This window comes from Bradyrhizobium sp. LB11.1 (assembly GCF_040549385.1).
GTDB lineage: Bacteria > Pseudomonadota > Alphaproteobacteria > Rhizobiales > Xanthobacteraceae > Bradyrhizobium.
Window position 1 is genome coordinate 49,330 of the sequence record NZ_JBEPTH010000014.1, and the last position, 12,997, is coordinate 62,326.

General features: G+C 64.1%; 10 protein-coding genes. All 10 read left to right on the forward strand.

Features of this window, described 5'->3' with window-relative positions; all coding sequences use genetic code 11:
• The first annotated feature begins 434 nt into the window (after positions 1-434).
• The 10 genes from tolQ (at position 435) to ftsH (ending at position 12,867) form a co-directional block, all read left to right on the forward strand.
• Positions 435-1,151, forward strand: a complete 717-nt coding sequence (gene tolQ / locus ABIA96_RS29085; RefSeq protein WP_354140477.1) for a protein TolQ — start codon at positions 435-437, stop codon at positions 1,149-1,151.
• A gap of 43 nt (positions 1,152-1,194) precedes the next feature.
• Entirely contained in the window at positions 1,195-1,647 is a 453-nt protein-coding gene (gene tolR, locus ABIA96_RS29090) for a protein TolR (RefSeq protein ID WP_354140478.1), read from the forward strand.
• Positions 1,648-1,651: 4 nt separating this feature from the next.
• Positions 1,652-2,611, forward strand: a complete 960-nt coding sequence (tolA, locus tag ABIA96_RS29095; protein ID WP_354140479.1) for a cell envelope integrity protein TolA — start codon at positions 1,652-1,654, stop codon at positions 2,609-2,611.
• A 23-nt stretch (positions 2,612-2,634) separates the two neighbouring features.
• Complete coding sequence (gene tolB / locus ABIA96_RS29100) at positions 2,635-4,005, forward strand: Tol-Pal system beta propeller repeat protein TolB (protein ID WP_354140480.1); 1,371 nt, start codon at positions 2,635-2,637, stop codon at positions 4,003-4,005.
• Between the two features lie 249 nt (positions 4,006-4,254).
• Entirely contained in the window at positions 4,255-6,585 is a 2,331-nt protein-coding gene (locus ABIA96_RS29105) for a putative bifunctional diguanylate cyclase/phosphodiesterase (protein ID WP_354140481.1), read from the forward strand.
• A 160-nt stretch (positions 6,586-6,745) separates the two neighbouring features.
• Positions 6,746-7,495 (forward strand): N-acyl amino acid synthase FeeM domain-containing protein, encoded by a 750-nt coding sequence (locus ABIA96_RS29110; protein WP_354140482.1) that lies wholly within the window; start codon positions 6,746-6,748, stop codon positions 7,493-7,495.
• Positions 7,496-7,761: 266 nt separating this feature from the next.
• Positions 7,762-8,250 carry a peptidoglycan-associated lipoprotein Pal gene (gene pal, locus ABIA96_RS29115; RefSeq protein WP_354140483.1) on the forward strand — a complete coding sequence of 163 codons (489 nt, stop codon included), beginning with the start codon at positions 7,762-7,764 and terminating at the stop codon, positions 8,248-8,250.
• A 189-nt stretch (positions 8,251-8,439) separates the two neighbouring features.
• Entirely contained in the window at positions 8,440-9,486 is a 1,047-nt protein-coding gene (ybgF, locus tag ABIA96_RS29120) for a tol-pal system protein YbgF (protein WP_354140484.1), read from the forward strand.
• 54 nt (positions 9,487-9,540) lie between these two features.
• Entirely contained in the window at positions 9,541-10,665 is a 1,125-nt protein-coding gene (gene tilS / locus ABIA96_RS29125) for a tRNA lysidine(34) synthetase TilS (protein WP_354140485.1), read from the forward strand.
• Positions 10,666-10,944: 279 nt separating this feature from the next.
• Positions 10,945-12,867, forward strand: a complete 1,923-nt coding sequence (ftsH, locus tag ABIA96_RS29130; protein ID WP_354140486.1) for an ATP-dependent zinc metalloprotease FtsH — start codon at positions 10,945-10,947, stop codon at positions 12,865-12,867.
• The last annotated feature ends 130 nt before the right edge of the window (positions 12,868-12,997 follow it).

Sequence of the window (12,997 nt, forward strand, 5' to 3'; positions counted from 1 at the left end):
ACCGGAAAAGTGTGCCGTGTGGGTGCCCCTGACCCTCCCTGTTCCCGCAAGGGGGCGGGCACGCAGCTCGCGCGGGGCCGACAGCCTCCATGTGTCCAACACCCCCGCCAACCGCCTGCGGCGCTTACCTTTCCCGCAGTCAAATTCGCCCCCGGTAACCCCGCATTAACCATCGCCGGGCTCTGGTAAGCGCGGACAATCGCGCCCAAAGCCCGAGGTCAAGGCCATGGGTCGAGGCCCTTAGTTTTGACATCTTGGCAGGGAATGCAGGCGGCGGCTTTGGACAAGCCCCTGCACTCCAGAAAGACAAGGCTTTGAGCGGGCTTGCCGGCCGCGCCGGTGCTAGCGCGGCTGTTGGGGAACCGGCCGCCATTTGCAGGCCGGGACAGAGGTAACGATCGCCAGAAAACGATCGTCTTGAGAGGATACTGCTGATGAATCCGGCCGACGTGGCTCAGTCCGCCCTCCCGGTTGCCGCCTCCGCCGACGTGTCGCTGATCGCGCTGTTCTGGCAGGCTCACTGGATCGTGAAATGCGTCATGCTGGGCCTGTTGTCCTGCTCGGTCTGGGTCTGGGCCATCGCGATCGACAAGATCTTTCTTTACGCGCGCACACGGCGTTCGATGGATCGGTTCGAGCAGGCGTTCTGGTCCGGCGAGTCGATCGAGGAGCTCTACCGCACGCTCTCGGCCAAGCCGACCCATTCCATGGCGGCCTGTTTCGTCGCCGCGATGCGCGAGTGGAAGCGCTCCTTCGAGAGCCACGCCCGCTCGGTTGCGGGTCTCCAGATGCGCATCGACAAGGTCATGAACGTCTCGATTTCGCGCGAGGTCGAGCGGCTGGAACGCCGGCTTCTCGTGCTCGCGACCGTCGGCTCCGCCGGCCCCTTCGTCGGCCTGTTCGGCACGGTCTGGGGCATCATGTCGAGCTTCCAGTCGATCGCGGCGTCTAAAAATACCTCTCTGGCGGTGGTGGCGCCCGGCATCGCCGAAGCGCTGTTTGCGACCGCGGTCGGCCTTATCGCCGCCATTCCTGCCACTATTTTCTACAATAAGTTCACCTCCGAGGTGAACCGGCAGGCCCAGCGGCTCGAGGGCTTCGCTGATGAATTTTCAGCCATCCTGTCTCGCCAGATCGACGAGCGGGGCTGACGGACGGTATGTATAGGGTGAAGGCGAGATTGGGCACCAGACCATGGGCATGAACGTCGCGGGTTCGTCCGGAGGCGGCGGCCGTCGCAGCCGGCGCAAGCCGGTCATGGCCGAGATCAACGTCACGCCGATGGTCGACGTGATGCTGGTGCTGCTCATCATCTTCATGGTGTCGGCGCCGCTGCTGACCGTCGGTGTGCCGCTCGACCTGCCGCAAACCCAGGCCAAGAGCCTCGAGACCAACGACCAGAAGCCGATCCAGATGTCGGTCGACATCAATGGCAAGGTGTTCATCAACGACGCCGAGATCGCGATCAACGAGCTGATCCCGAAGCTGAAGGCGATCACGGATGCGCGTGGCGGGCTCGAGGAGCGCATCTATCTGCGCGCCGACAAGAAGGCGGATTACGGCACCGTGGCCAAGGTGATGGGCCAGTTGTCGGGTGCCGGATTCAAGAAGCTGGCACTCGTCACGGAATCGGATCAGGGGTCCTAAGCCGGTGAAGGTGAACGTCGACAAGACACTTGTTGCGTCGATTGCTCTCCACGTCCTCGTGATTGGATGGGGGCTGCTCACCTTTAGCAGCAAGGCCTTCATCGCGCCGGAAGAGTCGCTTCCGATCGACATCATCTCCACCGACCAGCTCGCGCAGATCACCAACGGGCAGAAGACCGGCAAGAAGGAAGAGCCGAAGCCCAAGGTCGAAAAGATCGCCGAGGCCAAGCCCGAGGAAGACGCCGTCGGCAAGGTCACCGAGAAGAAAGAGCTGATCAAGACCAACTCGACCCCCGATACGCCGCCGAAGCCTGTCGAAAAGCCGGTCGAGAAGAAGCCCGATCCACCGAAGCCGGTTGCCGAGACCAAGCCCAAGGATGAGCCGAAGCCGCAGGAGAAGAAGCCTGATCCGGCCAAGGAAGATCCGATTGCGGAACTCCAGAAGAAGCTGGAGACCAAGAAGCCGCCGCCCAAGCCGGTGGAGCAAAAGGTCGCGGCGGTACAGCCGCAGCAGCAGCCGAAGCCCAAGGAGCGCAGCTTCGACCCCGCGCAGATTCAGCGCGACCTCGACAAGCGTGCTGCGACCCGGCACGAGCTCTCGGGATCGGCGCTGAATGCGTCCGCCGCTTTGGGCTCGACGTCCGGGACCGCAGTCGCCAATGTCGCAACTTGGCAAGGTGCATTTCAGGGCGCGGTCAAGCGCTGCTTCACGCCTACCTACAACGGGCAGGACGCCAATCAGTACGAAGCCGACATCGACATTCCCATGAAAATCGACGGATCGCTCGCGTCCGAACCCGTCATCGTCGCAGTGCGAGGACCGTCGCGGTCGATCGCCCAGGCGGTGGCGGAGAGCGCAAGGCGGGCCATCGTGCAGTGCCAGGTCTATTCCTTCCTGCCGAAGCAGCAATACGATACCTGGAAGCTCATTCCGATGACTTTCGGCCTAAAAGACATGTTGTGACATCCGAACAAAAGAATTTTCCGATGAATGACGTCCGATCGATCAACCGCCGCCGCTTCATGACCCTGACCGGGTCGACGCTCGCGCTGCTCGGGGGCGGACAGGCCTTCGCCCAGCAGCCGCAGCAGGGGCGGCTCCGCATCGATCCCACGGAGTTCCGTCCGATCCCGATCGCGATCACCAACTTCGTGCCGGGGTCGCCCGCCGACGGCGATGTCAGCAACGGCGTCACGCAGGTCATCACCAACAATCTGAAGCGCTCGGGCCTGTTTGCCCCGATTGACCAGGCCGCCTTCATCGAGCGCATCACCAACATCGACGTTGCGCCGCAGTTCCAGAACTGGAAGACCCTCAACGCGCAGGCGCTCGTCACCGGCCGCATGACGCGGCAGCAGGACGGCCGACTCAAGGCCGAATTCCGCCTGTGGGACGTCGTCACCGGCCAGCAGCTCGCCGGCCAGCAATATTTCACCTCGCCGGAATATTGGCGCCGCATCGCCCACATCATCTCCGACCAGATCTACGAGCAGATGACCGGCGAGAAGGGCTATTTCGACAGCCGCGTCGTGTTCGTCGACGAGTCCGGGCCGAAGGAGCGCCGCGTCAAGCGGCTTGCGATGATGGACCAGGACGGCGCCAATGTGCGCTATCTGACCCGCGGCGCCGACCTCGTGCTGACGCCGCGCTTCTCGCCGAATTCGCAAGAGATCACCTATATGGAATTCGGGCAGGGCGATCCGAAGGTCTATCTCTTCAACATCGAGACCGGCCAGCGCGAGATCGTCGGCAACTTCCCCGGCATGACCTTCGCGCCGCGCTTCTCGCCGGACGGCCAGCGCGTGATCATGAGCCTGCAGCAGGGCGGCAATTCCAACCTGTTCGCGATGGATTTGCGCTCGCGCTCGACCACGCGCCTCACCGACACGCCGGCGATCGACACGTCTCCGTCCTACTCGCCGGACGGCACCCGCATCTGCTTCGAGTCCGATCGTGGCGGCAGGTCGCAGATCTATGTGATGGCGGCGGGCGGCGGACAGGCCCAGCGCATTTCCTTTTCCAAGGACGACAACAACGCCACCTATTCGACACCGGTGTGGTCGCCGCGCGGCGATTACATCGCCTTCACCAGACAGGGCGGTGGGCAGTTCTCGATCGGCGTCATGAAACCGGACGGCTCCGGCGAGCGGCTGCTCACCTCCGGCTTTCACAATGAAGGCCCGACCTTCTCGCCGAACGGTCGCGTGCTGATGTTCTTCCGCGATCCCGGCGGCAATGGCGGACCGTCGTTGTTCTCCGTCGACATCTCCGGCCGTAACGAGCTGAAGGTGCCGACGCCGGGCTTCGCCTCCGATCCAGCGTGGTCGCCGCTGCTGTCCGCGACCGCAGGCCAATAGAACGCGCGCGCGCGTCCACCGACGCGCGGTGTTCTTGGGAAAGAGAGCGCCGATTTTTCGGGTTTTTGCGTGCGCGGCAAGCTTTCCTTCACCTTGTGCCCGGCAAGGCTTGCCTAGTTGCTTGATATTTCAGCAGAAACAGTTTCGCTATTGCCGAAAAACAACTCGACTTTAACGATGTTCCCTCAGAAAGGCTTCATCTGGTCTGGGTAAAAGTACACGTCAAGCAGGACGCGCGTACAAACCAAAATGCAGCTCGCAAGCCAGACCGGAGAGATCGATCAAAAGCGCTCGCCGAATCATTCGGCGGCCGTGATCGATTCGCTGTTTGAGGCGTCCGGCCCGCTGTTCGCAGGCATCGTCTTCGTCGCGTTTGCAGCAAGCCTGACCGCGCTGAAGACGGGGCAAAGCCTGCTTTGGGCGTGCGTCCTATTTCTTGTCGTGGCGGGCGCGATCCGGGTGTTTGATCTCCGGCGCTTCGATCCCCGCAAGTCGGCTCTTACCGCCGATGAAGCGGCCAGGTGGCAGAAGCGCTATAGAATCGGAGCGCTGATCCAGGCTGCTGCGATCGGTATATGGTGCTCGACCGCCCTGTTGAGCACTGATGATGCAGTCGTCCACCTGATTGCCTTATCCGTCACCACCGGGATCGTGGCGGGAGGAGCGGGCAGGGCGTACGGGCGACCATCGATATTTCATCAGCAGGCCGTGCTTCAATTTGGTCCGCCGGTGATCGCGTTGGCGCTGCGCGGCACGCCTTATTACATCGCCATGGCGTTCGTAAGCGCCGCATTCTTGCTTGCGATCATGCAGCTGTCTGCCAATCTGCACAAAATATTCATGCGGGCGGTCGTGGCGCGTGAACGCGAAGCGGCGCTTGCCGGCCAGTTTGATACTGCCCTGAACAACATGCCGCACGGTCTGTGCATGTTCCGTGTCGACAGGCAGCTGGCCGTCATGAATCACCGGTTCAGCGAGATGTTGAACCTTCCCGACGATCTCGTTCGGGCGGGCGCCACGGCGCGCGATATCATGACCGCGTGCGTCGGCTCCGGCTCCATCTCGGCTGTGAGCGGCGAGATGATCGTCGCCGAGATCGAGAACGCGCATGCGAACGAGATCGTGACCGCCGATCCCGACATGCAGAGAAACCGGTCATTTTGCTGGACGGTCCAGCCGATGGCCGACGGCGGCGCAGTGGTGCTGCTCGAGGACGTGACCGAGCGGCGCAACGCCGAGGCCAAGATCACGCATCTTGCCCGCTACGACGAATTGACGGCGCTCCCCAATCGCGTCCATTTCCGCAACGTGATCGAATCCCTGCTGGAGGCCTCGCGTCATTCCGATCGGTTGTCCGCGCTGCTGTTCGTCGACCTCGACCAGTTCAAGCAGGTCAACGACACGCTCGGTCATCCCTGCGGCGACCAGCTCCTCTGTGCGGTCGCCAACCGCCTGCGCGAGATGTTGCGACCGGAGGATTTCGTCGCCCGCTTCGGCGGCGACGAGTTCGTCGTATTCCAGCAGGATATCAGCGCGGCCGAGGATGCCGCGAGCCTTGCCCGCCGCATCGTCGAGCGCCTGAGCGAACGCTACCGGATCGACAATCACCTGGTCGAGATCGGCGCCAGCGTCGGCATTGCGCTGACCTCGTCCGAGGGCGTCAGCGCCGACACGCTGCTCAAGAACGCCGACATGGCGCTCTACCGCGCCAAGGCCGACGGCCGCGGCACCTTTTGCTTCTTCCGCGACGAGATGGCGGCCACCGTTGAGGCCCGCCGCATCCTCGAACTCGACCTGCGCAAGGCGCTCGCCAACGAGGAATTCGAGCTGTTCTTCCAGCCGCTGGTCAATCTGAAGTCCGGCAAGATCTCCACCTGCGAGGCGCTGCTGCGCTGGAATCATCCGGTGCGCGGCACGGTCTCGCCGGTCGACATCATCCCGGTCGCGGAGGACATGGGCCTGATCGTCGATCTCGGCCGCTGGATCCTGCGCCGCGCCTGCATGGAATGCATGAAATGGCCGGAGGGCGTCAGCGTCGCCGTGAACTTCTCGCCGCAGCAATTCCACCAGCGCGACGTGCTGAGCGAGATTCGCTACGCGCTCGAAGTGTCGGGGCTGCCGGCGCACCGCCTCGAGATCGAGATCACCGAATCCTCGCTGCTGCGGAACACGCAGCTCACCCACGATATCCTGTCCCAGCTACACGCGCTCGGCGTGCGCATCTCCCTGGACGATTTCGGCACGGGCTATTCGAGCCTCAGCTATCTGCACAACTTCCCGATGCAGAAGGTCAAGATCGATCGCTCCTTCCTCGAGGGCATCGACACCGACCGCCCGCTGACGCTCTTGCGCGGCGTGGCGCGGCTGTCCGCCGATCTCGGCATGGCGGTCGTGGTCGAGGGCATCGAGACCAGCGAGCAGCTTGAGCTCGTCAGCGCCGATGGCACGGTCACGGAAGGACAAGGCTATCTGTTCAGCCGCCCGGTCCCGGCTGTGCGGGTCCGTCAATTGCTCAATGCTTCGCATGGCAATCGCTTGCCGGAGCAGTTGATCCTGGTCTCCTCGCGATCGCTCGCCTAGCTTCGAGCGACGCTCGATCTTTCCCGACATACCAGACCAAACCCGTGGTTTTCCGGTAGCCAAAAGGTTAACCCTAACCTTTCTAAGGCTTTGCAATTATATTAAGAAACCTTTAATCTTTTTGTACTCGCGTAAGTTGTTTGGAAGTTTGGAGTAACGGATGTCGTCTGAAGTCGAGCTACGCAGGCCTTCGCCGGTACGCGGGGCAGCGCTGTTCGATCGCATCGACTATCGGCTAATCGAGGCTCCCGAAGACAGAGATTCGATCTTCCATCTGCGCTACAGGGCATATCTGAATGGCGGATTGATCTTGCCATCAGAGACTTGCCAGGTCCGCGATGTCTATGACGACGCGGCCAATGTCTGGATATTCGGCGTTTACGTCGACGGAGAGCTGTGCAGTTCAGTCCGCATCCATGTCCTGACGCGGGAATGCCGCTTATCCTATTCGACCGAATTGTATGGCGATGTTCTCCACAGGCGGCTCGATCGGGGCGAGGTTTTCGTCGATCCAGCCCGGCTTGCTGCCGATCCCGACAAAGCCAGGGGACTCCCGGAACTCCCCTATCTGACCCTGCGGCTGGCCTACCTGGCTTGCGAGTATTTCAATGCCGATACGGGCCTGGCGATGGTGCGTCCCGATCACCAGCCATTTTACCGGCGCGTGTTTTTGCATGAGCCCGTCGCCGAACCGCGCGCGTTTCCGGGCTGGCATACGATGAAGACGTCATTGATGGCGTCCGATTTCAGGAACCTTCGGGAAAAGGTGCTGACACGCTTTCCCATCATGCGCTCGAGCGCGTTCGAACGGCGGATGCTGTTCGACCGCAACAGTCAGCGCCACGTTGTGTCGCGGCCGGTTATCGTGTCAGCCCCCCTCAGTCCCGCTCCGGTGGCCACCCTGGGCTGACCGCGGTTCCGTCCGTCAGCGACGTTCCGCAGGCTGCCTCGGCCAAGGCCCAAAATTCCGGCAGACTTGGCGTTTTTGCGGCCGACACGGCTTGCCTTCACCCTCGCGCCACATTTACAACCCATTAACCATGGCGGTTGCTTTTCGCTGGTTGGGGGCATTTGATCGGCTGGGGCAAGGTTCCGTCAAGGTTGACGGAACGTTCGCTTAACCAACCCCCTGTAGACCGGACAGCAGTGGACGAACGTGAGCGTGGAGGCTCCGGAATGAATTATCCTATGCGTACCCTCCAGGGATTGAAGCTGGCCGCGGTGCTTGCCATCGCTCTGTCGATGGGCGCTTGCGCCAACAAGAACGTGGGTATGGACGCGAACGCGAGCGCGGCGACGCCGGGCAGCCAGCAGGACTTCGTGGTGAACGTGGGCGACCGCGTGTTCTTCGAGAGCGATCAGACCGATCTGACCCCGCAGGCGATCGTGACCCTCGAGAAGCAGGCGCAGTGGCTGCAGAATTATCCGCGCTACTCCTTCACCATCGAAGGTCACGCCGACGAGCGCGGCACCCGTGAATACAACATCGCGCTCGGCGCCCGCCGCGCCCAGTCGGTGCGCTCGTTCCTTGCCTCGCGTGGCATCGATGCGAACCGCATGCGCACGATCTCCTACGGCAAGGAGCGCCCCGTCGCCGTCTGTAACGACATCTCCTGCTGGTCGCAGAACCGTCGCGCTGTGACCGTGCTGAACGCGAGCTCCTGACACCCGGTCAGGCGCCGTTCATCTTCAGAAACCGATTATGCCGGCGCCCTCTCGGGCGCCGGTTTCGTTTCAGCGATCTGTGACAGAAACCCCTTGGTGGCAGTCACAGTTTTGGCGTACTCCCTTCCTCATTGTGTGCCGCGGCGAATGATCCGCCGCGCGCCGCGTCGCATTCGTCGTCAGGGCAAGATGTCATCCAAATTCAAGGGAATTACCGGCACCGTGGCGTTCGCCGCGCTGCTCTCTGTGTGCGCGCCAGCCTTCGCCCAGTCGGACGACGGCGACCCCGAGATGCGGATCGAGCGGCTCGAGAACCAGCTGCGCCAGCTCACCGGCCAGAACGAAGAGCTGCAATATCGCAATCGCCAGCTCGAGGATCGGCTGCGGGCGCTCGAGGGCGGCGCGCCCGGACAGGCGCCGGCACAGCCTAACGTCGCGGCCACGCCGCCCGCTCAGGTCGCCCCTGGCTATCGCCAGCAGCCTCCGCAGCAGCAACAAGCCGCGCAGCCGAATTACGAGCAGCCGCAGATCGCGGCTCCCGCGCCGATCGTTCAGGAACAGCCGGGCCCCGGCGCCCCCGGCACGCGCCGCCGCGGCGATGCGTTCGACCCGAGCCAGAATCCGAATTCGCCCGGCGCGCCGCGCGCGCTCGGCGGCGGCCAGCAGCCGATGTCAGTGGGAGCTCAGGGCGGTGCGCCCGGCGGCCGCGACGCCGGCGCGCCGCTCGATCTCAGCAACAATGGTGGCCGTTATCCGCAGGCCGCAGCGCCGGCGCAGCCGGGCTATCCGCCGGCACAGCAGGGCAATCCCGCGCAGGCCGGTGGTCCGGCTCTCACGACCCTGCCGCCCTCGGCGACGCCGCGCGACGAGTTCGACCTCGGCATCGGCTATATGCAGCGCAAGGACTACGCGCTCGCCGAGCAGACCATGAAGAATTTTGCGGGGAAATATCCGAGCGACCCGCTGCTCGGGGACGCGCAATACTGGCTCGGCGAAAGCTATTTCCAGCGCCAGCAATATCGCGATTCCGCGGAAGCCTTCCTCACCGTCACCACCAAATACGACAAATCGGCGAAGGCGCCGGATGCGCTTCTGCGGCTCGGCCAGTCGCTCGCCGCGCTGAAGGAGAAGGAGGCCGCCTGCGCCGCCTTCGGCGAGGTCGGCCGCAAATATCCGCGCGCCTCGGCCAGTGTGAAGGCCGCCGTCGACCGCGAGCAGAAGCGGACGAAGTGTTGATGCGAGGCGTTTGAACCTGACAACGCCGATGGCGCTGCGCTAAATTGCGGCGTCATGTCAGACGACGACAATTCTCCGATCTCCGCACGCGCGGCGAAGCAGCTCTTCGCCGAGCTGAAATCTGCGCCGGCGCTGGTGCTCGCGGTCTCCGGCGGCCCCGACTCGGTCGCGCTGATGTGGCTCGCCGCGCGCTGGCGCCGCGGTCTTGGCCGCGGCCCGGAACTCACCGTCGTCACCGTCGATCACGGCCTGCGGGTGGAGGCGGCGCGCGAGGCGCGTGAGGTCAAACGGCTCGCGGCCGAGCTCGGATTGACGCACCGGACCCTGCGCTGGCGCGGTCCAAAGCCGGCAACAGGATTGCCGGCCGCCGCGCGCGAAGCCCGCTACCGGCTGCTTGCGCATGCGGCGCGCACAGCCGGCGCGAGCCATGTGCTGACTGCGCATACCCGGGACGACCAGGCCGAGACAGTGTTGATGCGGCTCGTCCGCGGCAGCGGCATCGCCGGGCTGTCGGCGATGGCCCGGCTCACGACTCGCGACGGTCTCGTGCTGGCGCGCCCGCTGCTCGACGTTCCGAAATCGCAGCTCATCGCGACCCTGAAGCGGGCTGGAATCGGCTTTGCCGACGATCCCACCAATCGCGACGCAGCCTTCACGCGGCCGCGGTTGCGGGCGCTGCTGCCGCAGCTCGCCGCGGAGGGCGGCGATGCCCGCACGCTGGTGCGGCTGTCGGCGCGGCTCGCCCGTGCCAATGCGGCCGTCGAGGTGCTGACCGACGGCGCCGAGCGCTTCCTCCGTTTGCGGGATCGCGGCGATGCGCCGCAGCCGGGCGTTCGCAGTTTCGAGGCCCAAACCTCCTTCGAAGCAGAAGCCTTCGCCACCCTGCCGGAAGAAGTCCGGTTGCGGCTGCTTCTGCGGGCCATCGACGCGCTCGGGCACGAGGGGCCGGCGGAACTCGGCAAGGTTGAGACCCTCCTGGCCGCGCTCGATCAGGCCATGCTCGATCAGGGCGTGGCGGCTCGCTCCCGTTCCCCCGCAAATGGCCGTGCCATCCTGAAGCAGACCCTGGCGGGAGCCTTGATCAGCTTGGCCCGCGGGCGTATCCACATCGCGCCCGCGCCGGCGCGGCGGTCCCCAAGGGGAAGTCAAAGGGGAATTCCAAGGGGCCCGAAGCGGTGATGAGGGCGGATCATGACACCGGCCGTTTCCGCAGGGCCGCCGTCAGGACACCTCAACCGAGGGTCAGGACACCTTAACCAGGCAGGAAAAACCCCGGCTATGCCGCCATTATTTCAGCGGGAATCGCTCTAAGATGGGATAAATAGTCCCATCTCGTTCCCTTGGCAGCGACCGGGGCGGCACCTAAATTGTAGACGTCAAACGATGAGGATTCCTTGGGGATTTCGTCGTAATGCCCAAGGATGAGGCCGCGATCCGCGCGACCACGAAGGAAGATCGATGAACGCCAATCTGCGCAATTTCGCCCTCTGGGTCATCATTGTTTTGCTGCTGTTGGCGTTGTTCACGCTCTTCCAGAATCCGGGTCAGCGGGCCTCCTCGCAGGACATCGCCTTCTCGCAGCTCCTGAGTGAGGTCGACCAGGGCCATGTCCGCGACGTCGTGATCCAGGGGCCGGACATCCACGGCACCTTCACCAACGGCTCGAGCTTCCAGACCTATGCGCCGAGCGATCCGACGCTGGTGAAGCGCCTGTACGACAGCAAGGTGCAGATCACCGCGAAGCCGCCCGGCGACAACGTGCCGTGGTTCGTCTCGCTGCTGGTCTCCTGGCTTCCGTTCATCGCGCTGATCGGCGTCTGGATCTTCCTGTCGCGGCAGATGCAGGGCGGCGCCGGCAAGGCGATGGGCTTCGGCAAGTCGCGCGCGAAGATGCTGACGGAAGCGCATGGCCGCGTCACCTTCGAGGACGTCGCAGGCGTCGACGAGGCCAAGCAGGATCTGCAGGAGATCGTCGAATTCCTCCGCGACCCCGGCAAATTCCAGCGCCTCGGCGGCCGCATTCCGCGCGGCGTGCTGCTGGTCGGCCCTCCCGGCACCGGCAAGACCCTGATCGCGCGTGCGGTCGCGGGCGAAGCCAACGTGCCGTTCTTCACCATCTCCGGTTCTGACTTCGTCGAAATGTTCGTCGGCGTCGGCGCCTCTCGCGTCCGCGACATGTTCGAGCAGGCCAAGAAGAACGCGCCTTGCATCATCTTCATCGACGAAATCGACGCCGTCGGCCGTCACCGCGGCGCCGGTCTCGGCGGCGGCAATGACGAGCGCGAGCAGACGCTGAACCAGCTGCTGGTCGAGATGGACGGCTTCGAGGCCAACGAGGGCGTGATCCTGATCGCGGCGACCAACCGTCCCGACGTGCTCGATCCCGCGCTGCTGCGTCCGGGCCGCTTCGACCGCCAGGTCGTGGTGCCCAATCCGGACGTCGTCGGCCGCGAGCAGATCCTCAAGGTTCACGTCCGCAAGGTGCCGCTGGCGCCGGATATCAACCTCAAGACCATCGCGCGCGGCACCCCGGGCTTCTCCGGCGCCGACCTGATGAACCTCGTCAACGAAGCCGCTTTGACCGCTGCCCGCCGCAACAAGCGGATGGTGACGCAGGCCGAGTTCGAGGAAGCAAAAGACAAGGTGATGATGGGCGCCGAGCGCAAGTCGCTCGTCATGACCGAGGAAGAGAAGCTGCTGACGGCCTATCACGAGGGCGGCCACGCCATCGTCGGTCTCAACGTCGTCGCGACCGACCCGATCCACAAGGCGACCATCATTCCGCGCGGCCGCGCGCTCGGCATGGTCATGCAGCTGCCCGAGCGCGACAAGCTGTCGATGTCTCTGGAGCAGATGACCTCGCGGCTCGCCATCATGATGGGCGGCCGCGTCGCTGAAGAGCTGATCTTCGGCCGCGAGAAGGTCACCTCGGGTGCGTCGTCCGACATCGAGCAGGCCACGCGCCTCGCCCGCATGATGGTGACGCGCTGGGGCCTGTCCGAGGCGCTCGGCACCGTGTCCTACGGCGAAAACCAGGACGAGGTTTTCCTGGGCATGTCTGTGTCGCGCACCCAGAACGCATCGGAAGCGACGGTCCAGAAGATCGACACCGAGATCCGCCGTTTCGTGGAAGAGGGCTACAACGAGGCGACGCGCATTCTCACTGAGAAGCGTGCCGATCTCGAAGCGCTCGCCAAGGGCCTGCTCGAGTTCGAAACGCTCTCCGGCGACGAGATCATCGACCTGCTCAAGGGCAAGAAGCCGAACCGCGAGTCCGTGCTCGAGCCGACCACGCCGCGCGCCTCAGCCGTACCGCCGGCCGGCAAACCGCGCCCGCGTCCCGATCCGGACCCCGGCCTGGAGCCGCAGCCGCAGGCGTGATTGCAATGAGATTGAACTGAAAAACGCGGCGGAAACGCCGCGTTTTTTGTTGGATCGAACTCCGGTCTCGTATCCTGGACGCGAGAGGGACGTGAGCTGTAACCGCAAGCTCCGTCATTGCGAGCGCAGC

Bases quoted from the DNA above. Each gene is read 5' to 3' on its own strand.
- tolQ (WP_354140477.1), top strand. From the start codon at position 435: ATGAATCCGGCCGACGTGGCTCAGTCCGCCCTCCCGGTTGCCGCCTCC.
- tolR (WP_354140478.1), top strand. From the start codon at position 1,195: ATGGGCATGAACGTCGCGGGTTCGTCCGGAGGCGGCGGCCGTCGCAGC.
- tolB (WP_354140480.1), top strand. From the start codon at position 2,635: ATGAATGACGTCCGATCGATCAACCGCCGCCGCTTCATGACCCTGACC.
- ABIA96_RS29105 (WP_354140481.1), top strand. From the start codon at position 4,255: ATGCAGCTCGCAAGCCAGACCGGAGAGATCGATCAAAAGCGCTCGCCG.
- ABIA96_RS29110 (WP_354140482.1), top strand. From the start codon at position 6,746: ATGTCGTCTGAAGTCGAGCTACGCAGGCCTTCGCCGGTACGCGGGGCA.
- pal (WP_354140483.1), top strand. From the start codon at position 7,762: ATGAATTATCCTATGCGTACCCTCCAGGGATTGAAGCTGGCCGCGGTG.
- ybgF (WP_354140484.1), top strand. From the start codon at position 8,440: ATGTCATCCAAATTCAAGGGAATTACCGGCACCGTGGCGTTCGCCGCG.
- tilS (WP_354140485.1), top strand. From the start codon at position 9,541: ATGTCAGACGACGACAATTCTCCGATCTCCGCACGCGCGGCGAAGCAG.
- ftsH (WP_354140486.1), top strand. From the start codon at position 10,945: ATGAACGCCAATCTGCGCAATTTCGCCCTCTGGGTCATCATTGTTTTG.